This is a genomic window from Corallococcus sp. CA053C, assembly GCF_003611675.1.
In the GTDB taxonomy this organism is placed as follows: domain Bacteria; phylum Myxococcota; class Myxococcia; order Myxococcales; family Myxococcaceae; genus Corallococcus.
This window is the reverse complement of record NZ_RAWA01000127.1, coordinates 1-21,833: the sequence shown is the minus strand read 5'-3', so window position 1 is coordinate 21,833 and position 21,833 is coordinate 1. Positions and strand designations below refer to the sequence as shown.

The following is a 21,833-nucleotide window of genomic DNA, read 5'->3' as shown; positions in this document are numbered from 1 at the left end:
GGCAGGGGAAGGGGCATCCAGATGAAGACGTTGCAGCGAGTGGTCGCGGCGTGTCTTGCCGTCGTGGCGGTGGGCTGTGGCACGGAATCGTCGGAGCCCGAGGTTCCCTCCCTGCGCTCGCAGGTGGCGGAGCTGGTCTCCCCCAACGGGCGCAATCTCAATGGCCGCAACCTGAACGGACGCAACCTCAACAACTCCGAGCTCGGCAGCATGCTGGTGTCCGTGGACTACGCGGACGCCCGCTCCGCCAGCGGCAAGGTGCTTAACGGCGTGCGGCTGGAGGGCTCGGCCTTCGTCGGCTTCGACGGCGCCACCCGCGTGACGGGCACCGCCTTCACCGGCGCGCGCTTCACCGGCCGGCTCGGTGACGGCTCCCCCCTGCCCCTGCGCGTGGACAGCGTCGCCCAGGGCACCGGCGTGGACAGCGACCTGTGGTCCTACCGCGTCTCCTACCAGGGCAGCGACGGCAGCTGGCGCGCGGTGTGCCAGGACGCCAACGGCGCTGACACCTCCGCCATCGCGGTCGCCGGTCGCTGGGACTACCGCCAGGGCGTGCCCGGCGAGGGCGGCGACAAGATTGAGGACGCCAGCGCCTTCACCTTCGCCTGCGAGGGCGCCGCCATCGCGAAGTGCATGCACTTTGGCTACAAGCCGTGGGCCACCGGCGCGGACGGGCAGAGCCTCGCCGGCCACCACCAGGCCTGCACCCGCATGGTGCGCGCGGACTTCTGCGGCGACGGCGAGTCGCACACCACGGATGGCCAGTGGGTCAACCTCTACGACGCTGCGGGCGTCCAGGGCGACACCGAGTCCTGGAGCCTGGAAGGCGAGTGGAACGAGGATGGCGCCCGCTGCTTCACCTCCGAGACGCGCGCCCACACGGCCGTCTCGTGCCCCGGCTTCACCGCCATCCCGGACTGCGGCGACACCACCCATTTCCAGTCCGGCACCCGCCTCATCAGCGAGACGCCGTACGGTGTCACCGGCTTGTAGCCTGACAGGCTACAACAATGGCTGGCTTGTAACGGAATAGGTTACAAAAACCGGAAGTCTCTAAAAGTCAGTGTTTCATGTTATGAGAACGCCTGATTCACATCCGGGAGCCCCATCGAGGCCTGTCGTCGTGGTTTCCCCGTCGTGGAAGGAGCCTTCATGAAGCCTGACCTGTCTTCGCTGTGGAAGCATTCCCGGAGCGTGCGCTGGCGTCTGCCGTTCGCGCTGCTGGCGTCGTCCCTCGTGGTGGGCTGTGGGCAGCCCGCGCCCGAAGCCTCGGAGCCCTCCGCGCCGGTGGCGGACCCGGCCGCCACGTTGGACGCGGAGCTGGCCTCGGCGAACAATGATCCGGACGACGCGCCCGCGCGCCCCGTGGTCGAGTCGCTGGTCGCCATCCCGCAGGACGTGGTGAGCAAGACCACGGCGGCGGTGTTCGAGCTGAAGCTGGATGCGAAGCGCGAGCAGAACGAGCAGTTCCGCGGCAAGACGCTGGCGATGCTGGACGAGACCCAGCAGCTGCTCTTCCGCGACGACGGCACGAACGGCGACGCGGTGGCCGGAGACCTGAGCTTCACCGCCAGCGGCACCTTCGACTTCGTGGCGCTCCAGGCGGAGCAGCAGCGCATCCGGGACACGCAGGCCTCCTCCCAGGAGCCGCTCACGACCGCGGTGTTCGAGGGCCGCGAGCTGGTGCGCACCGTCCCGGTGACGGCGCTGTCCAGCAGCGTCTTCCAGGTGGGCCAGCGCGTGCCCATCCGGCCCATTGGCCTGGCGACGCTGGTGGACCCGGCGCGCTCGCTCATCATCCGGGCGCCGTCCGTCGTGAATGATCCGACGCGCACCTGGGACCCGTGCACCAACGTGGGCAATCCCACGGGCAAGTGGACGTTCAACTACCTGATGACGGAGATGGCCAACCAGCCCTTCACGGGCGTGGCCCCCACCACCTTCGTGCGCGAGTGGGTGCGGCAGTGGGAGGCGCCGAAGACCATCAACACCTTCGTCAGCCCCGCGCGCCCCAACATCGTGCCCAAGCTCGTCACCCCCTGGCCGAAGCTGACCACGGGCGAGCTGAACCTGGCGCGGTCGCCCTTCAAGCTCATCGCCATCGTGAACCGGCTGGACCTGGCCGGCGCGAACCCCGCATACGGCACCGGCCGCGCGGGCGAGGGGCGCTTCATCTTCGCCGTCACCGAGGGCACCGGCACGTCGTGCCACACGGCGCCCTTCCTGGTCATCCTGGAGTACGGGGTGGACAAGAACGACTGTCTGTCCATCAAGAGCTACGCGCAGCAGTGGCAGGCCCTGTCCGGGCTGGTGCTGGGCAGCCCCGCGTACAACGCGGCGCTGGAGGCCCTCACGGAGCAGTTCGCCAAGCGCGACCTGTCGCCGCGCAAGCCCAACCGCAGCTCCATCAACCAGGTGCGCACCAACGAGCTGTGGATCGGCTCGCCGTGGGAGCTGCGTGAGTTCCGCCTGTGGAACACCACCATCAACCCGAACTCGTACGCCGCCCCCGGCCCCTTGCTGGCCCACCTCAACAGCCACACCGTAGCCCAGACGCCGGACCGCGCGACGAAGGCCGCCGTGTTCGCGCCCTACGTGAACGGCAACGTGCCGGCCATCGTCGCCGTGCCGCCCACGTACACCGTCCCGCTGGTGTGGGCCGCCAGTGCGTTCCGCGGCGGTCGCGCCATCATCCCGTCGCCGTTCGGCACGCCTCCCTTCTGGAGCCTGCCCGCCGCGTCCATCCCCAACCGTCAGGCCCGTCACGTCTTCTCGCTCAACACCTGTGACGGCTGCCACGGCGACGAGCTGGCCACGAGCTTCACCCACGTGAACCAGAACGGCGTGCTGTCGCCCTTCCTCAGCGGCCCGCTGTCCTTCCCGGACCGCGCGGACGGCGCGCCCGTGCGCAACTTCAACGAGATCCTGGCCCGTCAGACGTTCCTCGACCAGACGGCCAACCAGAGCTGCCTGACCCTGCCGTTCCTGAGCACCAGCGCCGCGGTCCACTAAGTCTTTCGGACCGTCATCACCCGCGGCCTCCGTTCCCATGTCGGGAGCGGAGGCCGTTGGCGTTTCGGGCGCTCGTGCCCGCCCGCCTGCCCGCCGTGGGGACGGACGTTGGGTGTTTTCAAGACCCACCCTGTACGCCCCGCCGACTTCCCCGGCCGGGGGGGCAGCACCACGTTTACCCGGCCCCGGGGGTGCCCCTGTTCTCACAGGGGGAGCGCTTCAGGGGCGGGGGAGGCAGGCCGTGAGACGAGCCGAATCAACACCGGGACGTCGGGCCCCGCGCGCGGGGCTCCGGCTGGGGGCCCTGCTGGGGGTCGTCTGGCTGGCGGCCGCATGCGGGCAGCGCTCGGAGGAGGCGGCGCCCACGACGCCCACGGTGGTGTCGCTGGGCCCGGAGAACGCCGTGCGCGTGGAGCCCATGCAACTGCAGAGTGGCCCCGTCATCTCCGGTTCGCTCCAGGCCCGGCGGCTGGCGAGCGTGCGGGCCCAGGTGGGGGGCAGCATCCTGGACGTGAAGGCGGACCAGGGGCAGGCGGTGAAGGAGGGCGAGCTCCTGGCGCGCGTGGAGGAGGGCACGCTGCGCGCGCAGGTGCTGGCGGCCAGCTCCACCGTGCGCGTGGCGCGCAATGCCTTGCAGGTAACGAAGGCGGACGAGCAGCGGCTCCAACAGCTCGTCAAACAGGGCGTCATCACCCGCCGCGAATTCGAACGCACGCAGCTGGCCCGGACGCAGGCGGAAGGGCAGCTCGCGGAGGCGCAGGCGCGGCTGACGCTGGCGCAGGACCAGCTGGGCCGCACGCGCATCACCGCGCCGTTCACGGGGGTGGTGAGCGAGCGGCAGGTGCACGCGGGCGACATCGTCCAGCCGGGCGCGCCGCTCTTCACGGTGGTGGACCCCGCCACGCTGCGGCTGGAGGCCTCCGTGCCCGCGGCACAACTGGACCAGGTGCAGGTGGGCACGCCGGTGGACTTCCGCGTCAACGGCTACGCCGGCCGCGAGTTCAAGGGAGAGGTGGCGCTCATCAACCCGGCCGTGGACCCGGCCACGGGCCAGGTGCGCATCTACGTGCGCATCCCCAACAGCGAGCAGACGCTGCTGTCGGGTCTGTTCGCGGAAGGGCGCGTGGCGTCGCAGTCGAAGCAGGCGCTCGCGGTGCCGGTGGACGCGCTGGACACGCGGCAGGATCCACCCACCTTGCTGCGCATCGCCGACGGCAAGGTGGAGCAGGTGGCGGTGAAGCTCGGCCTGCGGGACGACGTGGCGCAGACGGTGGAGGTGAGCTCGGGGTTGAAGGCCGGGGACGTGGTGGTCCTGGGCTCCGCGCGCGACCTGACCCCGGGCACGCCGGTGAAGCTCACCGCGCCGCCCGAGGGACACAAGAAGCCCGCGGCCCCGCGGGAGGCCTCCGGGGTGGGCGGCGCGGGCAATGCGTCCGGGGCGCCCGCGCCGCCAGGGGCCGCCGGCACGCCCACGCCTCCCAAGCAGACCCCGTAGGCGCGGCCGCGCGCCCCACCTCTTCAGGCAGTGCAGGAGTGGTCCGTGTTCATCTCCGACTTCGCCATCAAGCGCCCCATCATCACCGTCACGGCCATGGTGGCGCTCGTCGTGTTCGGCATCGTCGCGCTCATCAACCTGGAGACGGACGAGTTCCCGGACGTGCAGCAGCCGGTCATCAACGTCACCATCGCGTACCCAGGCGCATCACCCGACACAGTGGAGCGTGAAATCGTCGAACCCATCGAAGACGCCATCTTCAGCATCTCCGGCGTGGACGGGAAGAAGACGACGTCCAGCTCCACGGACAGCCTGGCGAACTTCACCGTCTTCTTCGACTTCGAAAAGGACATCCAGGAGGCGTCGCAGGACATCCGGGACGCCATCTCCAGCAAGCGCGCGGACCTGCCGCAGGAGATGGAGGAGCCCATCCTCACGCGCTTCGACCCGTCGGACCAACCCATCGTGTCGCTGGTGCTCACGTCCACCGCGCTGGACGTGCCCGCGTTGACGCTCATCGCGGATCCGCTGGTGGTGGGCGACCTGCGCTCGGTGCCCGGCGTGGCGCAGGCCACGGTGGTGGGCGGCGTGGACCGGGAGATGACGGTGCAGGTGAAGCCCGCGGCGCTCCAGGCGGCGGGCCTGTCGGTGGCGCAGGTGGTGGGGGCGCTCCAGGCGCAGAACCTGGCGGCGCCGGTGGGCCGGCTCAACTCCGAACTGCAGGAGCGCACCATCCGGCTCAAGGGCCGGCTGGACACGCCGGAGGACTTCGCGCGGGTGCCCATCGCGGAGCGCAACGGGCGCACGCTGCGGCTGGGAGAAGTGGCGGACGTGTTCGCCGGCACCGAGGAGCCGCGCACGCTGTCGCTCTACAACGGCGCGCAGGCGGTGGGCATCGAGGTCATCAAGTCCAAGGGCTACAGCACCACGGAGGTCGCGGACGGCGTGCGCGAGCGCGTCAAGGCGCTCCAGCAGCGGCTGCCCGCCAACGCGCGGCTCGAAATCGTTCGCGATGCGGGCACGCGCGTGGAGAACTCGGTGGTCAACGTGCAGCAGGCGCTGATTGAAGGCGCGCTGCTGACGGTGCTGGTGGTGTTCCTGTTCCTCAACTCGTGGCGCTCGACGGTGATTACCGGCCTGGCGCTGCCGGTGAGCGTGCTGGCGTCGTTCGTGAGCGTGTGGGCGTTCGGCTTCACGCTCAACACGATGTCGCTCCTGGGGCTGACGCTGGCCATCGGCATCCTCATCGACGACGCCATCGTGGTGCGAGAGAACATCGTGCGGCACGTGGAGATGGGGAAGGACCACTACACGGCGGCGCGCGAGGGCACGAACGAGATTGGGCTCGCGGTGGCGGCCACGACGTTCTCCATCGTGGCGGTGTTCGTCCCGGTGGCGTTCATGTACGGGGTGGCGGGGCAGTGGTTCAAGCCGTTCGCGCTCACCATCGCCATCTCCGTGCTGGTGTCGCTGTTCGTCAGCTTCTCGCTGGACCCGATGCTCAGCGCGTACTGGCCGGACCCGCAGGTGGAGAAGGGCGAGCGCCGGGGCTTCATCTCGCGGGGCCTGGCGCGGTTCAACCACTGGTTCGACCGGCAGGCGGACCGCTACAAGGGCGTCATCGCCTGGGCGCTGGACCACCGGCTCGCGATGGTGCTGCTGGCGGTGGGTTCGCTGGTGGGCGCGGTCGCGCTGCAGGGCTTCTTCGGCGGCGCGGGCTTCGTGCCGGTGAGCGACCGCGCGGAGATCGAGATGCTGGTGGAGACGCCCGCGGGCTCCAGCCTGGACTACACGCGGCGCAAGGTGGAGGAGGTGTCCCGCCTCACGCGCGCGCACCCGGAGGTCGCGTACACGTACACGACCATCGGCGTGCCGCTGCCGTTGCGCTCGCCGGGTGTGGATCAGGCGCTGGTGTACGTGAGGCTCAAGCCGAAGGACGAGCGCAAGGCGAGCCAGGAGACGCTGGGCAAGACGCTGCGCGACGAGCTGCGCGCGGTGGGTGGCGCGTCGGTGTCGGTGTTCACCAGCGGCTTCGGTGGGGCCATCAAGTCCATCCAGCTGGAGCTGCGCGGGCCGGAGTCCAAGGGGCTCAACGAGGTGGCCCAGCGGGTGATGAAGGAGGTGAAGCAGGTGCCGGGCGCGGTGGACGTGGGGCTGTCCACGCGCGGCGAGAAGCCGGAGCTGGAGGTGGAGCTGAACCGGGGCGTGGCGGGACAGCTCAACGTGACGGTGGGCATGGTGGCGCAGTCGCTGCGGCCGGCCTTCGCGGGATTGGACTCCGGGGACTGGGTGGATCCGATTGGCGAGACGCGCGACGTGATGGTGCGGCTGGCGCCCCAGTTCCGCGAGCACCCGTCGGACCTGGCCCAGCTTCCGCTGGTGATTGGCACGGGCCCCACGGGCACGCCGGTGGTGGTGCCGCTGGGCCAGGTGGTGACGGTGAACCAGACGGTGGGCCCGGCGCAGATCGACCACCTGAACCGCGAGAAGGTCATCAACGTGCAGGCGAACGTGGCGGGGCGGTCGCTGTCGGAGGTGATGCGCGACGTGCAGACGCGGCTGGAGGCCGTGAAGCTACCGCCGGGCTACGAGCTGTCGTCGGGCGGCGAGTCGGCGGATCAGCAGGAGGTGTTCGGCCGGGTGTTCCTGGCGCTGGGCGTGGCGGTGATGTTGATGTACCTCATCCTCGTCATCCAGTTCGGTTCGTTCCTGGATCCGCTGGCCATCCTGATGTCGCTGCCGCTGTCGCTCATCGGCGTGGTGCTGGCGCTGGTGATCACCGGCGACACGCTGAACATCATGAGCCTCATCGGCGTCATCCTGCTGATGGGCATCGTGGCGAAGAACGCCATCCTGCTCATCGACTTCGCCAAGTGGCAGCACGAGAAGGGGATGCCCTTGCGCGAAGCGCTCATCGAGGCGGGGCGCATCCGCTTGCGCCCCATCATCATGACGACCTTCGCGCTCATCGCCGGCATGGTGCCGGTGGCGATGGGGAGCGGAGAGGGCGGTGACTTCCGGGCGCCGCTGGGCCGCGCGGTGATTGGCGGCGTCATCACCTCCACGCTGCTCACGCTGCTGGTGATTCCGACGGTGTATGAGATTCTTTCGGACGGTCGGACGTGGATGACCCGCAAGCTGCGCAAGGTGTTCAAGAGGGACACGCAGGGTCACGGTCCGGTGCACGGAGGTGGTGAGCCGCGACCCCAACCGCAGGCCCGCCAGGACTGATGTGGGGCGGACCCCCGCGTCACCCCAGGGAACGGTTGGCGCTCCGAGCGCGGGGCCATAGGGTCGGGGTGTGGAGCCCCCGTCCCCTCTGCCCGATTCGCACCGCGCGCTCATCACCGAGGCCCTGGAGGCACTGGGCGTCACCCGCTGGGTCCTGAGCCTCCACGACCCCAGCTTCCCCGACCTCCCTGGCGAGGACCTGGGCCGGGGCTCGCCGTACTCCGAGGGCGCCGCGCGCTTCCTCGCCTTCGCCCGCGACCTGGGCTTCACCGGCATCCAGCTGGGGCCGCAGGGACAGACCACCGCGCACAACCCGTCGCCGTATGACGGCACGCTGTTCTCCCGCAACACGCTCAACGTGGCGCTCGCGCCGCTCACGGATCCGCATGGGCCCTGGGGCGCGCTGCTGTCCCGCGACACGCTGGCGCGGTTCGTCTCCGGGATGCCTGAGCGCGGGGGGCCGGATGCGCGCTACCACTTCGCCTGTCATTCGCAGGCCCAGGCGCTCCAGGAGGTCTGGGACACGTTTCGCCGGGAGCGCGCCCGTGCGGATGCGCCTGGGGCCATCGTGTCCCTGGCCCGGCGCTTCGCGGCCTTCCGCGAGGAGCACCGGGCGTGGTTGGAACCCGATGCGCTCTTCGACGTGCTCGGCGAACAGAAGCACACGCCGGACGACTGGCGCGGCTGGGCGGAGTCGCTGGACGGGCGGCTCTTCGCGCCTCGCCCGGGGGAAGAGGCACAGGCGGAGGCCCGCATCCGGGAGCTGCTCACGCTCGAAGCCGACGCGGTGGAGCAGTACGCCTTCCGCCAGTTCCTCGTGGCCGAACAGCACGGCGTCCTGCGCGAGCGCGCGGCCGGGTGGGGCCTCAAGCTGTACGGCGACTTGCAGATTGGCTTCTCGCCCCGGGACGCGTGGGCGCGGCAGGGCCTGTTCCTGCGCGCGTACTTCATGGGCGCGCCGCCCAGCCGCACCAACCCGGAGGGCCAGCCGTGGAACTACCCGGTGCTGGATCCGGAGCAGTACGTGGCTCCGGACGGCAAGACACCCGGCCCGGTGCTGCGCTTCATGGAAGCGCGGCTGGGCAAGATGCTCTCCGAGTACGACGGGCTGCGCATCGACCACCCGCACGGGCTTGTGTGCCCGTGGGTGTACCGCGCGGGCTCGCAGGATCCGCTGCGCGCCGTGCAGGGCGGCGCACGCCTCTTTTCTTCGCCAGACCTGCCGGACCACCCGGAGCTGTCCCGCTACGCGCTCGTCGCTCCGGAGCAACTGGACCGCTCCCAGCCGCGTCACGCCGATGGCTGGGTGAAGTCGCTGACGCCGGAGCAGGTGCGGCGCTACGCGCTCCTCTTCGACACCGTGGTGCGCGCGGCCCGTGAGCGCGGCCGGGCGCGGGAGGACGTGCTGTGCGAGGTGCTGAGCACGCTGCCCTTCGAGCTGTCGCAGGTGATGGCCCGCGACGGACTGGGCCGCTTCCGCGTCACGCAGAAGGCGGACCTGAACAACCCGGCGGACGTGTACCGCAGCGAGAACGTGGCCCCCGAGGACTGGGTGATGGTGGGCAACCACGACACGAAGTCCCTCTGGCGCCTCGTCGGGGAATGGCAGTGGAAGCACGTCCTGCGCGCCCAGGCGGACTACCTCGCGTGGCGGCTGCACCCGGAAGCGGAGGGCCGTGAAGCCTTCGCGGATCAGCTCGCGAAAGATCCGGGACTGCTCGCGCAGGCGAAGGTCGCGGACCTCTTCGCCAGCCGCGCGCACAGCGTGATGGTGTTCTTCGCGGACCTGCTGGGCATGCCCGAGACGTACAACGCCCCGGGCACCATTGACGCTCGCAACTGGTCGCTGCGCATCCCGCAGGACTGGACCCGTCAGTACGCGCAGCGTCTGCGCGCGGGCGCCGCCCTCAACCTGCCCCAGGTGCTGGCGCTCGCCCTGCGCGCGGGAGGTGCGGAGGCCCGCACGCGCCAGGCGGACCTCCTCGCGCGCCTGGACCGCGCCGCGTCGCAGCTTCGGTGGGGCGCGTAGCTCAGGCGATGCGCCGCAGGTCGAACTGCGCCTGGAGCTTCCAGTTGCCGGCGCTGTCCTGCTCCTCGCCGCGCCAGGTGAAGCGGTCCGGCTGGATGTCGTGGAAGCTCCAGCGGATGGGCTTTCCCTGCGCCTCGCCCAGCAGGATGAGGGTGTTGCCCTCCCGCCGTCCCGCGAGCCGGTTGATGGCGCCTGTGACGGGATTCACCCAGACGATGCGCCACAGTCCCTCGGCCGCGTCGAACGTGCGCACGGTGCTGCCGTACCGGTTCCCCGTGCCGGGCAGCGGCCTCGCGGAACCCCGCGTGCGTCGCGTGGGCACGATGAAGACATCCTGGAGTGCGCGGCCTTCCAGCACCCAGTGGAACCACCACTCGCCTTCGCTCTGGCGGACCGTCCCATCCGCCGCATGGTCGTGGATGGCGCCGGCCCAGCCGCCCACCAACCAACCGAAGGTGGCCGCCGCATCGCCCAGCTCACTCGAAGGTCCCGGGCTCACCAGGGCGTTCGTGAACGCTTCGGCGGGAGACTCCGGCGCGGCGGGGCCTTCCGCCAACCGGCGCCATACGCCGGCGTATTCGACGGGCAGGCCCTCCGCGTCCACGTCCAGCATCGCGGTGAAGCCGCTGGAGAGGCTCTCGTATCGGTAGCGCGCCGGCCCCACGCGCGCATAGCCCTGTCGCGCGGGCGTGACCTCCAGCGAGGGGAAGCGCACCCATGCCGCCTGGAGCTCCGCGGTGCCGCCCTCGTCCAGCCGCAGCCGGTTGATGGGCAGCGCGTTGGTGGAGGGACTCAAGCCCAGGTCCACGTCCGTGCAGCCCTCCAGCTCCTGCGCCGCGACTCCCTCCCGCCGCCAGTGCCCACCACCGTCATGCTCCAGGGTGAGGCTCCGGCGGACACCGCGCCACGTCTGCGCCACCGTCACCCGGCGCGTCCGCCACGCGGCATCACACACGACCGAATACTCCACCCGCAGGGGCGAGCCCTGCTCCGCGACCAGGATGACTCCGGCGAGCTCCGTGCCTTCCTGGTCGCGCCTCACCCGGGCATGTTCGAACCCGAGATCATCCATCACGCGCCGCCAGATGATCTCGCGCGTGACTGCCGTTGTTTCCCTCGTCATCATCGGACTCCCCATCCGCCAGTTGAGGAGGGTGGGCGTGCAAAGGTCCGCAGCCATGCGTTCGCGTCCTCCCTCCCTTCGCAGCATGGAAAGTCAGGCCGGGGAGGGCTTGGGGAATGTTGACCTGGTGAGCGCGCGCCGGCTGGCCTCCGGCCCGGGGTGGCGGGTGAGCGAGGTGGTCTGCCGCTCCGGCCCCAAGGACCCCGTGTTCGAGGAACAGCACACCTGGGTGTCCATCTCCGCCGTCCTGTCGGGCCACTTCACCTACCGCTCGAAGCACGGGCGCGTGTTGCTGTCGCCCGGGTCGGTGCTGCTCGGCGAGCGCGAGGCCTCGTTCTGCTGTGGCCATGAGCACGGCGTGGGCGACCGCTGTGTCGCCTTCCACCTGGAGCCCTCCCTCCTGGAAGAGGTGGCGGGGGACCTGTCGGGCGTGACGCGGACGGGCTTTCCCACGCACCGCCTCCCTCCGCTCCAGCACCTCGCGCCGCTGCTCGCGGACGTCCACGCGCTGACCCTGAAGCCGGATCCCCGGGCCGCGGAGGAGCTGACCCTGCGGATGGCGGGCGCGGCGTTGCGCGGAGTCCATGAAGGCAGCGCGCGCCCCGTCAGCGCTCGCGATGAGCGCCGCATGGTGGACGCGGTGCGCATGATGGAAGCCCGGCTCCTCGAACCCCTCTCCCTCGGTCCACTCGCGCAGGCGTTGGGAATGGGCCGTCACCACTTCCTGCGCACCTTCCGCAAGGTGGTGGGGGAGAGCCCCTACAGCTACGTGCTGGGTCGGCGACTCCTGCTCGCCGCCGAGCGCCTGCGCACGGGCCGCGAGCGCATCGCGGACGTCGCGTTCGCCTGCGGCTTCGGGGACCTGTCGGAGTTCGTCCGCCGCTTCCGCGCCCGCTTCGGGGTCCCGCCTTCCGCCTGGCGCGCCCGGGCGGTTGTCATTGAGGACCCAACGTCAGGCGTCCCGTCGCGTGTCAAAGGCGTGTGACTTCACAGTCTGAGAAGGTGAGGTCGTCTCGCATTGCCATCCTCATCGTTGAAAATCCCGTTGTAAGTGTTATCCGGTCTAAGCTGGTTGGAGTGAGAGCGAGGCGAGGACCGCGTGAAGAACCGTCGTGAATGGATTTTCGGTGCGCATCACGCGTACTTCGAAGAGCCGGACCTGTTGGTGATGAAGTTCAACGGGCCCGCGAAGCTGGAGGACTCGCGCAAGGTGTTGGAGATCTGCGAGGCGGCGGCGGCGAAGCAGCCGGTGTTCCTCATCTCCGACGTTTCGAACTCGAACATCGAGAAGGACGCGCGGGAGCTGCTGGTGCAGCAGGCGAAGGCGGAGTGGTTCCGGGGTCACATCTACCTGGGCACGGGCCCGCTGCAGCGCGCGGGCGCCAAGGCGCTGATGCTGGCCCTGTACTTCACCGGCAAGTGGACGGTGGACGTGGACTTCGCGGAGTCGGAGCGCGTGGCGCGCGAACTCATCGACAAGAAGCGCGCGCAGCCGCCGAAGAAGTAGCCGCCCTGTCGCCTCAGTGCTGGACGTCCAGCACGAGGCGCGTGGGCTCCCGCAGCTCCAGCACCCGGAACGGGGCGCGCCGCGCGGTGCCCAGCACCCACGTCACCTCGCCCTCGAAGTCACACAGGCGCTCCAGCTCCAGCACCGACGGCAGCGCGGGCTTGAGCGTGCGCTGCGCCACCGTGGGCTGACCCTCTTCGGTGTGCGCCCGCGCCAGGTTGAAGCGCACCTCCAGCGCGGCCTTCCCCGGGGGCGTCACGTCGTTCCCCGAGCCGCAGTCCTGCACCGGCGTCTTCACGTACGCCAGGTGGTAGCCCGGCAGGCGGGGACCCTCGAACTCGAACACGGTGCGGTCGTAGCCCTCGTGCGTGCCGGTGCGCACCGAGCGCAGCGTGATGGAGGGCGGCTCGCCGCGCTTCTTCTCCACCACCTCCGTGGTCCACGCGGGTTCGGCGGCCAGCGTGCTGCTGCCCGCGCCCGCATCCGGCCGGACGCCCGCATCCACGGCCAGCACACGGTGCACGGGCGGCAGGGCGGCGGCGGTCCCTTCCCGGGGCACCGTGTTCGTCGGCGGAGGCACGGCCGGGACGTCCATGGGCACGGTCGGCGGCTCCTGTTTCTCGCACCCCGCGCCGAACAGGCCGCCCACCATCCCCAACACGCACAGCCCCTGTCGCAGACGCATCCCGTTCCTCCAGCCTTTCTGTGGAACCCCGTCCTGCGGAGTCTTCCGAGTCCTCGCACACCAGGCGCATGAGGGCCACGGGCAATGCGCCGGTCCGCGCGCTCCCGGACAGGCGCCCGAGCCTGCCCGAGCTTCGGAGAGGGCCCGCCGCGCCGGACCCCCACCACCCGGTCGGGTTCACCGAAGTGCGTCCCCACGCCCAGGCGGGTTGCGTATAGGGTCCGCCCGGCCGCGTCCCGGGCCACCCCCTCGAGCCCCCCGAACTGGAGACTCCGCATCATGGCCCTCGACCTGACCTCCCTTCCGCGACCCTCGCGCGACGACACCACCGTGGGCACCATGGTGCGCGGACTCGTGGGCAGCGAAATCCTCCGCATCGCCGCGGAGATCCGCGAGCTGGTGGCCAAAGGCACCCCGGTCTGCAACCTCACCGTGGGCGACTTCAGTCCGAAGGAGTTCCCCATCCCGGACGGCCTGCGCGACCAGATTGGCATCGCGCTCCAGGCCGGTGAGACGAACTACCCGCCGTCGGACGGCGTGCTGGAGCTGCGCCAGGCCGTGCAGCGCTTCTACGAGCGCGCGCTGGGCCTGAAGTATCCGCTGGAGGGCATCGTCATCGCGGGCGGCGCGCGGCCCATCATCTACGCCACCTACCGCGCGGTGTTGGACGCGGGCGACGTCGTCGTCTACCCGGTGCCGTCGTGGAACAACAACCACTACGCCCACATGCTCGGCGCGAAGAGCGTGGTGGTGACCACCGACGCGGCCTCCGGCTTCATGCCCACGCTGGCGCAGCTGGAGCCGCACCTGTCCACCGCGCGCCTCCTGTGCCTGTGCAGCCCGCTCAACCCCACCGGCACCATGGTGGACGCAGGCGCGCTGCGCGCCATCTGCGAGCGCATCGTGGAGGAGAACCGCGCCCGTGAGGGCCGCGGCCAGAAGCCCCTCATCCTGATGTACGACCACATCTACTGGGTGCTGAGCTTCGGCGGCACGAAGCACGTGACGCCCGTGGAGTTGGTGCCGGGCATCGCGCCCTACACCGTGTTCGTGGACGGCATCAGCAAGGCGTTCGCCGCCACCGGCGTGCGCGTGGGCTGGGGCGTGGGCGCGCCCACCCTCATCTCCCGCATGCGCGACGTGCTGGGCCACGTGGGCGCCTGGGCCCCCAAGGCCGAACAGGTCGCCACCGCCCGCTACCTGGACGACACGAAGGCCTCCGAGGCCTTCCTCTCCACCATGCGTGCGAGCGTGGACGCACGCCTGGAAGCGCTCCACCGGGGCTTCCAGCGCATGAAGGACGCGGGCCTGCCAGTGCGCGCCATCGCGCCGCAGGGTGCCATCTACCTGTCCGTCCAGTTCGACCTGGTGGGCCGGGACGGCCTCACCACCAATGACGCCATCCGCAAGCGCCTCCTGGAGAAGGCCCGCTTCGCCGTGGTGCCCTTCCAGGCCTTCGGCCTCGCCGAGGACACCGGCTGGTTCCGCCTCTCCGTGGGCGCCACCTCCGTCGCTGAAATCGAGCAGGCCCTGCCCCGCGTGGAGGCCACCGTGCGCGAAATCCTCGCCGGGAAATAACGACTTTCCTCCCCAGGAAGGCAGGTTGGGAATAGCCTGCCAGAGCCGCCGTTGAGGGCGCCGCCATCATGCTCAAGCGCTTCGTGGATGTCCGTGACGAGGAGGTGGGGGCGGTCCTCGGCTCGTTCGTCTATTTCTTCACGCTGATGTGCGGCTACGCCATCCTCCGGCCCATCCGCAACGAGATGGGCACGGCGGGGGACGTGAAGCACCTGCCCTGGCTCTTCACGGTGACGTTCGTCGTGATGCTGCTGGCGGTGCCGGCCTTCTCCGCGCTGGTGGCGCGCTATCCCCGGCGCGTCGTCGTGCCGCGCGTCTACCGCTTCTTCTTGCTCAACCTGCTCGTCTTCTTCGTGCTGCTGAAGCTGGGCGTGGCGAAGGAGGGCGTGGCGCGGGCGTTCTTCGTCTGGCTGAGCGTCTACAACCTGTTCGTGGTCTCCATCTTCTGGAGCTTCATGGCGGACGTGTTCGCCAGCGACCAGGGCAAGCGGCTCTTCGGCTTCATCGCCGCGGGCGGCACCACGGGGATGATTGTCGGCCCGTTCCTGGTGGGGCGGCTGGCGGAGCCCGTGGGCCCGGTGAACCTCATCCTCCTGTCCGCGCTGATGCTGGAGGTGAGCGCGCAGTGCGTGCGCCGCCTGAGCGGCTGGGCGCGGGACGTCCAGCACCAGCCCGCGACGCGCGAGGGGCCGGTGGGCGGCGGGATGCTCGCGGGGCTGCGCCTGCTGGTGACGTCGCCGTTCCTGCTCGCGCTGGGGTTCCAGGTCCTCCTGTACGCGGCCACCTCCACGTTCCTGTACTACCAGGAGGTGCAGCTGGTGGCGGGCATGGCGAAGGACGCGGCGGCGCGCACGGCGGCGTTCGCGGACATCGACTTCTGGGTGCAGGTGCTGACGCTGGGCCTGCAGACGCTCGTCACCGGGCGGATCATCTCCCGGCTGGGGCTGGGCGTGGCCATGGCGGTGCCGCCGGTGCTCACCATGCTGGGCTTCGGCGTGCTCGCGTTCGCGCCCGTGCTCGCGGTGCTCATCGGCGTGAAGGCGCTGCGGAGCGCGAGCCACTACGCGCTGGAGCGCCCGTCGCGCGAAATCCTCTTCACCACCGTGGACCGCGAGGCCCGCTACAAGTCGAAGAGCTTCATCGACACGGTGGTCTACCGCGGCAGCGACACGGTGAGCGCGTGGCTGCAGGGCGGCCTCACCGCGATGGGCCTGGGCATGACGGGCCTGTCGCTGGTGGCCGTGCCGGTGGCCGCGCTGTGGCTCGCGGTGTCCCTGTTCCTCGCGCGCCAGCAGCGCGTGCGCACCCCTGAAGTCATTCCGCAGAAGCCCCTACCCGGAGGAACCACGGCATGAAGTTGACCCGCAGAGGCGTGATTCAAGCAGCGGCCGCATTGGGCGCGGTCCAGGCACTGGGCTGTGCGTCGACCCCCAAGGCGGGGCCCGGCCCCGGCTCGGAGGCGGAGGAGCCCAAGGCAAAGCCCCTGAGCATCCTCATCCTCGGCGGCACGCGCTTCCTGGGGCCCGCGCTGGTGGAGGCCGCGAAGACGCGCGGTCACACCCTCACGCTCTTCAACCGGGGCAAGACGAACCCCGGCCTCTTCCCGGACGTGGAGAAGCTCCAGGGCGACCGCGACCCGAACAAGGGCGAGGGCCTCAAGGCGCTCCAGGGCCGCAAGTGGGACGTCGTCATCGACACGTCCGGCTACTTCCCGCGCCTGGTGAAGGCCTCCGCGGAGCTGCTGGCGCCCAACGTGGGCCAGTACGTCTTCATCTCCAGCGTCTCCGCCTACAAGGAGATGACGAAGCCGAACCTGACGGAGACGGACGCCGTCGCGACCATCGAGGCCACGGCGCCGGAGGAGATCACCGAGACGAGCTACGGCGCCTTCAAGGCGCTCTGCGAGCAGGCCGCGGAGGCCGCCTTCCCGGGCCGTGCGCTCAACATCCGCCCCGGCTACATCGTGGGGCCGGACGACGGTTCGGACCGCTTCACCTACTGGCCGCTGCGCGTGGCCAAGGGTGGGGAGATGCTGGCCCCCGGTGACGGCGAGGATCCGGTGCAGTTCGTCGACGCGCGCGACCTGGCCGCCTTCATCATCCGCAACGCGGAGCGCCGCACGATGGGCGTCTTCAACGTCACCGGCCCCGCGCAGCCCATCAAGATGCGCACCCTGCTGGAGGGCATCCGCGAGGCGACCGGCAGCGACGCGCGCTTCACCTGGGTGGACACCGCCTTCCTGGAGAAGCAGCAGCCGAACCCCCTGCTGGAGATCCCCATCTGGACGCCGCGCACCGGCCCGGAAGGCGGCCTCGGCGGCGTGAGCATCGCCCGCGCCCTCCAGGCGGGCCTGACCACCCGTCCCCTGGCGGACACCGTGCGCGACACGCTGGCGTGGTTCCACGCCCTGCCTCCGGATCGTCAGGAGAAGCAGCGCGCGGGCCTCAAGGCCGAGCGCGAGCAGGAGCTGCTCAACGCCTGGAAGCAGGCGAAGGGCACCGCCAAGGCCGGCTGAAGTCCCCTGGGTAGGTACAGGTAGGCTGGATAAGGAGGGAGATCCGGGAAGGGTGGGGCAACTTTCCCGGACGGGTGGGCGACAATGGGGAAAGGCTGACTTTTTAGAGGGGGAAGTCCATGTCCGTTCGAGTCGATACCAGTGTTCCGCGCACGCGCCTGCCCGAGCAGGCCCCTGTCGCGCCGCCGCCCGCGCCCGTCGCGCCCGCGCGCACCAACACGGTGGATGCGTTCCAGCAGGTACCCGGCGGTGCTCCCACGGGCGGGACGGCCGCCGCCACGGTGCCACCCCAGGTGTCGCAGACGCTCACCAGCCTGCCGCCGGGGACGCTGAGCCCGGAGAACGCGGCCGCCCTGCAGACGCGGCTGAGCACGCTGAGCGGCGACGCGCTCACGCACGAGCTGAACTTCCTCCAGCAGAACGTCCTCAACACGCCGAACGCGGACCGCGCCACGCGCACGTATCTGGAGATGAAGACGCTCCAGGACACGCGGCCGGACCGCATCACGCAGGCCACGGTGGAGACGCTGACCCAGGGCGTGGCCACGCCGCGCGATGCCAAGGGGGCCGCGGGGCAGGAGGGCGTGATGGGGCCGTCGCAGGCCCGTGACGCCGCGCAGGCGCTCATCGGCATGACGGGCAGCGACTACAAGGCGCTGCAGGGCGCGCTGGACAACGCGGGCAACAAGGACAACCAGTGCATCGCCGGCGCGGACGTGCAGGGCGAGCGGGCGCTGCTCCTGAAGGCAGTGGGCGCGCGGCGCGAGCAGCTGGCGTCGCCCGGCCTGATGGACCGTGCGCGCAGCGTGTTCGGTGGCACGTCGAGCGCGATGAACGAGGTGACAGGGTACGCGTCCCGCATCGCCGGCTCGCAGCGCGCGGACCTGATGCGGCAGTCCACGGTCATCGACCTCAACGGCGGGACGGGCGCGCTCCAGCAGCGGTGGAACGACTCGTGCGCGCCCACGTCGCAGCAGATCGCCCGCGCGGAAGCGGACCCGGTCTACGCGCGCAAGCTGCATGACGAGCCCATCCACAGCACGGACTCCAACACCGCCATCGGCCGCGAGCAGGCGGACGCGCTGAAGAACAACGGCGGCGTCGCGGTGGAGCGCGGCCAGGCCGGCGGTTCGGGCATGTGGCCGGAGGCCACGCTGGACACGCAGGTGGGCCGCTACAACAACCACACCTACGCCCGCAACGACATCGCCGACACGCCGGCGGCCCGCCAGAGTTCGTTGGATCGCGCGGACACGCTGCTGAAGGACGGCATCGACGTGCCCATCGTGGTGAACTGGGACGGCGGTGGCTCGCACGCGCTGATGCTGACCGACGTGCGCGGCGAAGGCGCTGACCGGCAGTACCTGCTGACCGACCCGTGGAACGGACAGACCGGATGGATCAAGGGCAGCGACGTGGCCAGCGGAAGCACCAACTTCATGGCCGGTACCGGCAAGCTCAGCATCACCTACGAGTAGCCGTGATGCTGGGGGGGCTCTGGAGCATGCTGTTCGGATGCAAGTCCGCGACGCCCGGCGCGGCGAAGGTGCCGGGCACGCCGTTCAATCCGCAGACGGCGGGCTGCTACGAGCGGCTGCAGAAGGTGGGCCCCGCGTACCAGCAGGGCTACCAGGAGATGGCGGCGCTGCTCGGTGAGCCCGCGCCGCTCGTGTCCCTGCTGCCGCGCGTGGTGTCCACGCACGAGCGGGTGCTCCAGGCGGGCCGCGCCGGGCCCCTGAACCCCAAGATGCTGGAGGAGGACGTCTACCTCTGCTGCATGCGCGACACCCTGGAGGGCCGGGTGGCCCGCGAGGTGCGTGCGACGGTGGAGGGGGACGCGGGGACGCAGGACAAGCGCGCGCGGTTGGAGGCGCTGCTGGAGGGGGTGCGTGGGTTGCCCTGGTCGGGCCCCAAGTGGACGACGATGGAGCGCCCCGCCATCGAGAAGCACGTGCAGGACGCGCTCGCGGCGCTGCCGTGATGTGATGGGCGCGCCACTTCTTCTTTTTGGGTGAACCCATGGGAACCGTCGAAAACGTCGACCTGTCGGCCACGCGTCCCTCGGAGTACCTGCGCGAGGGGCTGTTGTCCCCGGAGGGCAAGCCGCGCGAGGGGCTCAACGGCCAGCACTCGCTGGGCATGGCCCACCGGCTGAAGCTGGAGGGCACCTCGCAGACCACGGTGCTGGAGCTGCTGGAGAGCCTGCGCAAGGCGTCCGAGCGCCTCATCCCCAAGGACGCGGACAACACGCCCCTGAAGGAAGCGTCGCGCAAGGCGCTGGACACGGCGTGGAGCGCCACGGGCCCCGCGGGCACCGGCGTGTTGGGCGAGCTGCGCGTGGCGGTGCTGCCGTGGGTGAAGGACACGCGCACCCTGGCGGCGATGCTGCTGCACGTGGAGCGCATCGCCCGGCAGCTGGGGCTGGTGTCCACCGCGCCGCCTCCGAAGGCGTAGCGCCGGTCGCCTGCTGGTGGAGCGACCGGGCGTCCTGGGGGCATGGGACGCGCGGACAGGGTGGGGGTGCTGGCCGATCGCGTCATGGGGCCGCACCTTTTCCGCCATGGAACAGGCACGGGACAGCAGGCATCACGTGGTCATCGTCGGGGCGGGCTTTGGCGGGCTGGAGGCCGCGAAGGCGCTGGGCAAGGCGCGTGACGTGCGGGTGACGGTGGTGGACCGCTACAACCACCACCTCTTCCAGCCGCTCCTGTACCAGGTGGCGACGGCGGTGCTGAACCCGGCGGACATCTCCGCGCCCATCCGCAGCGTGCTCAAGGCGCGCAACACGCAGGTGATGCTGGCGGAGGCGAAGTCGGTGGATCCGCGCCGCAAGGTGCTGGTCGTCGAAGGCGGAGAGATTCCCTACGACTCGCTGGTGGTGGCCACGGGCGCGGCGCACTCGTACTTCAAGCATCCGGAGTGGGCGCAGGTGGCGCCCGGGCTGAAGACGCTGGAGGACGCGGTGCGGATCCGCGAGCGCGTGCTGACGGCCTTCGAGGCCGCGGAGCGCGAGTCGGACCCGGCGCGCCAGCGCGAGTGGATGACGTTCGTCATCATCGGCGCGGGGCCCACGGGGGTGGAGCTGGCGGGGGCGCTCGCGTACATGACGCGGCACTCGCTGCCGAAGGACTTCCGGCGCATCGACACGCGACAGGCGCGGGTGCTGTTGCTGGAGGGCCTGCCGCGGGTGCTGACGGCGTATCCGGAGGAGCTGTCCCAGGATGCGCAACGCGACCTGGAGAAGCTGCACGTGGAGGTGCGCACCGGGGCCATGGTGACGGGCATCGACGCGGAGGGCGTCACGGTGGGCGAGGAGCGCATTCCCACGCGCACGGTGCTGTGGGGCGCGGGCGTGGCGGCGTCGCCGCTGGTGCGCTCGCTGGATGTGCCGTTGGACCGCGCAGGGCGAGTGAAGGTGACGCCCCAGTTGACCGTGCCGGGCCACAATGACGTGTATGTGATTGGCGACGTGGCGTCGGTGGAGCAGAACGGCAAGCCGGTGCCGGGCATCGCGCCGGCGGCGATGCAGATGGGGCGGCACGTGGCGAAGACGGTGCGCGACCGGCTGGTTCGCAAGCCGCTCCAGGCGTTCCGCTACCACGACAAGGGCAACTTCGCGGTGATTGGCCGGGGCTACGCGGTGGGGGTGCTCTTCGACAAGTGGCGCATGCGCGGCAAGTCCGCGTGGCTCGTCTGGGCGGGCGTGCACATCGCCTACCTGATTGGCTTCCGCAACCGGCTGTCGGTGATGCTCAACTGGGGCTACACGTTCTTCACCCAGGGCGGTCGGGACATGAGGCTCATCACCGGCAAGGTGGCGCCCCGGATGCCGGCCCTGGAGCAGGGGCCGTCCGTGCCCGCTGTCACGGTGCCGCCCGCCCTGCCGGTGGCCCGGCCCGCGCCGGTGCACTGAGGCCGGAGGGCGCGCTAGGCTCCGCGTCCGTCGGGCGCAGCCCACGCGAGGAGCACGGACATGGCGCAGGATCTGGACACGTTGCTCAAGGCGCTCCAGGCGTTGACCCAGGCCGCGCAGCAGCCCGGCCGGTTGTCCCGCGCGCAGCTGGAGGACGAGGTGGGCCGCATGACCGTCGCCCTGCGCGAGACGCTGGAGGAGCTGACCCGTCAGCTTCCCGCCCACCTGGCGCCCACGTCGGCGCTGCTGGTGGAGGCGGTCCGCTCGCAGCTCTCCGGGATGTTGCAGCAGGGCGGCACGGACGTGGCGCCCACGGAGAAGACCCAGCAGCTGCGCCAGGAGCTGGAGCTGCTCAAGCGCGGCTTCATCCGGAGCTGATCCGCCCGGGCTCCCGGCCGGAACGACGACGGCCCGTCCTCCGACAAGCGGGGAACGGGCCGTTCAACTTCAAAGAGGGGAAGCGGAAGCTCAGGCCGCGCCGCCCACCGGCGCCGCGCCACCAGTCGCACCACCGACCGCCGCGCCGCCGCCCTGCGCACCCATCGCCTGCTGGAGCTGGCTGATCATCTGGGTCAGCTGCTGCAGGACCTTCATCAGCTTCTTGATGGGGTCCTTCTCGTCCTCGTCCTCGGCGATGCCACCGGCGCCGGAGCTGCCCTCGGCACCCTGGGCCTGCTGGGCCTGCTCGGGCCCGCCCGCACCCTCGGCGCCGCCCGCGCCTTCCGCTCCGCCCGCGCCCTCGGCC

The 21,833-nt window shown here is 70.6% G+C and carries 17 protein-coding genes and 1 pseudogene; 15 read left to right on the top strand and 3 right to left on the bottom strand.

What is annotated here, in order from left to right:
* Positions 1-21 precede the first annotated feature (21 nt).
* The 5 genes from D7V97_RS18515 to D7V97_RS18495 all read left to right on the top strand — a co-directional run bounded on the left by D7V97_RS18515 (position 22) and on the right by D7V97_RS18495 (position 9,767).
* The gene (locus D7V97_RS18515; RefSeq protein WP_120611971.1) at positions 22-993 is read left to right on the top strand and encodes an ADYC domain-containing protein; all 972 of its coding nucleotides are present in this window, start codon (positions 22-24) and stop codon (positions 991-993) included.
* Positions 994-1,152: 159 nt separating this feature from the next.
* Positions 1,153-3,012 carry a hypothetical protein gene (locus tag D7V97_RS18510; RefSeq protein WP_120611970.1) on the top strand — a complete coding sequence of 620 codons (1,860 nt, stop codon included), beginning with the start codon at positions 1,153-1,155 and terminating at the stop codon, positions 3,010-3,012.
* A gap of 241 nt (positions 3,013-3,253) precedes the next feature.
* A complete protein-coding gene (locus tag D7V97_RS18505; protein ID WP_120611969.1) occupies positions 3,254-4,507 on the top strand; it encodes an efflux RND transporter periplasmic adaptor subunit in 1,254 nt (417 codons plus the stop codon).
* Between the two features lie 45 nt (positions 4,508-4,552).
* Positions 4,553-7,738, top strand: coding sequence for an efflux RND transporter permease subunit (locus tag D7V97_RS18500; protein WP_120611968.1), 3,186 nt, complete (start codon positions 4,553-4,555; stop codon positions 7,736-7,738).
* 70 nt (positions 7,739-7,808) lie between these two features.
* Positions 7,809-9,767, top strand: a complete 1,959-nt coding sequence (locus D7V97_RS18495; RefSeq protein ID WP_199728854.1) for a 4-alpha-glucanotransferase — start codon at positions 7,809-7,811, stop codon at positions 9,765-9,767.
* A gap of 1 nt (position 9,768) precedes the next feature.
* On the opposite strand, the gene D7V97_RS18490 is transcribed toward D7V97_RS18495, so the two are convergent.
* Positions 9,769-10,947 carry a putative glycolipid-binding domain-containing protein gene (locus tag D7V97_RS18490; RefSeq protein ID WP_233582950.1) on the bottom strand — a complete coding sequence of 393 codons (1,179 nt, stop codon included), beginning with the start codon at positions 10,945-10,947 and terminating at the stop codon, positions 9,769-9,771.
* A 52-nt stretch (positions 10,948-10,999) separates the two neighbouring features.
* Here D7V97_RS18490 and D7V97_RS18485 point away from each other — a divergent pair, with 52 nt between their 5' ends.
* The gene (locus tag D7V97_RS18485; RefSeq protein WP_158623398.1) at positions 11,000-11,875 is read left to right on the top strand and encodes an AraC family transcriptional regulator; all 876 of its coding nucleotides are present in this window, start codon (positions 11,000-11,002) and stop codon (positions 11,873-11,875) included.
* Between the two features lie 114 nt (positions 11,876-11,989).
* Positions 11,990-12,397: a hypothetical protein gene (locus D7V97_RS18480; RefSeq protein ID WP_120611966.1), complete on the top strand. Its 408-nt coding sequence runs from the start codon at positions 11,990-11,992 to the stop codon at positions 12,395-12,397.
* A 13-nt stretch (positions 12,398-12,410) separates the two neighbouring features.
* On the opposite strand, the gene D7V97_RS18475 is transcribed toward D7V97_RS18480, so the two are convergent.
* Positions 12,411-13,082: a hypothetical protein gene (locus D7V97_RS18475; protein ID WP_120611965.1), complete on the bottom strand. Its 672-nt coding sequence runs from the start codon at positions 13,080-13,082 to the stop codon at positions 12,411-12,413.
* 279 nt (positions 13,083-13,361) lie between these two features.
* Here D7V97_RS18475 and D7V97_RS18470 point away from each other — a divergent pair, with 279 nt between their 5' ends.
* From D7V97_RS18470 to D7V97_RS18435, 8 genes are all read left to right on the top strand, one after another.
* Positions 13,362-14,660, top strand: a complete 1,299-nt coding sequence (locus D7V97_RS18470; protein WP_120611964.1) for a pyridoxal phosphate-dependent aminotransferase — start codon at positions 13,362-13,364, stop codon at positions 14,658-14,660.
* A 68-nt stretch (positions 14,661-14,728) separates the two neighbouring features.
* Positions 14,729-16,015 carry an NTP/NDP exchange transporter gene (locus D7V97_RS18465; RefSeq protein ID WP_120611963.1) on the top strand — a complete coding sequence of 429 codons (1,287 nt, stop codon included), beginning with the start codon at positions 14,729-14,731 and terminating at the stop codon, positions 16,013-16,015.
* Positions 16,012-17,175: an NAD-dependent epimerase/dehydratase family protein gene (locus D7V97_RS18460; RefSeq protein WP_120611962.1), complete on the top strand. Its 1,164-nt coding sequence runs from the start codon at positions 16,012-16,014 to the stop codon at positions 17,173-17,175. The genes D7V97_RS18465 and D7V97_RS18460 overlap by 4 nt, the downstream gene beginning before the upstream one ends.
* A gap of 119 nt (positions 17,176-17,294) precedes the next feature.
* Positions 17,295-18,653 (top strand): hypothetical protein, encoded by a 1,359-nt coding sequence (locus D7V97_RS18455; RefSeq protein ID WP_120611961.1) that lies wholly within the window; start codon positions 17,295-17,297, stop codon positions 18,651-18,653.
* Between the two features lie 5 nt (positions 18,654-18,658).
* Complete coding sequence (locus D7V97_RS18450; RefSeq protein WP_120611960.1) at positions 18,659-19,156, top strand: hypothetical protein; 498 nt, start codon at positions 18,659-18,661, stop codon at positions 19,154-19,156.
* Between the two features lie 38 nt (positions 19,157-19,194).
* Positions 19,195-19,629, top strand: a complete 435-nt coding sequence (locus D7V97_RS18445) for a hypothetical protein (RefSeq protein WP_120611959.1) — start codon at positions 19,195-19,197, stop codon at positions 19,627-19,629.
* Positions 19,630-19,765: 136 nt separating this feature from the next.
* Positions 19,766-21,088, top strand: a complete 1,323-nt coding sequence (locus D7V97_RS18440) for an NAD(P)/FAD-dependent oxidoreductase (protein WP_233582948.1) — start codon at positions 19,766-19,768, stop codon at positions 21,086-21,088.
* A 60-nt stretch (positions 21,089-21,148) separates the two neighbouring features.
* Positions 21,149-21,466, top strand: coding sequence for a hypothetical protein (locus D7V97_RS18435; protein ID WP_120611957.1), 318 nt, complete (start codon positions 21,149-21,151; stop codon positions 21,464-21,466).
* Positions 21,467-21,556: 90 nt separating this feature from the next.
* Here the strand turns inward: D7V97_RS18435 and D7V97_RS44690 are convergent.
* Positions 21,557-21,833: pseudogene (locus D7V97_RS44690) on the bottom strand (hypothetical protein); the annotation flags it as partial.